This is a genomic window from Nocardioides malaquae (genome assembly GCF_015070385.1).
GTDB lineage: Bacteria > Actinomycetota > Actinomycetes > Propionibacteriales > Nocardioidaceae > Nocardioides > Nocardioides malaquae.
Window position 1 is genome coordinate 1 of record NZ_JADCSA010000867.1, and the last position, 249, is coordinate 249.

Annotated in this window: 1 protein-coding gene; it reads left to right on the plus strand. The window is 60.6% G+C overall.

The features are described from left to right. Positions 1-249 (plus strand): hypothetical protein (locus tag IEQ44_RS16295; RefSeq protein ID WP_227487690.1); only part of this gene is annotated, 249 nt, incomplete at both ends.

The window sequence follows — 249 nt, forward strand, 5'->3', positions numbered from 1 at the left end:
GACAACACCATGGCGGTGGTGCGCAGCGCGGGGGCGAACATTTTCGATCTCGACAACCACTTGCCCTTCGAGAACTACGACAGCCTGGCGGCCCGTGGCACGCGTACCGACAGCCAGTACAAGATCGTGCAGAAAGGTATCTACGGTACCTGGCGCGACAAGCTGACCGACCCGCTGACCTTGATCCTGGGCGGGCGTACCAGCTGGTACTCCTATGATTACGATTCCCAGGTCTATCAGGCCGGCGTC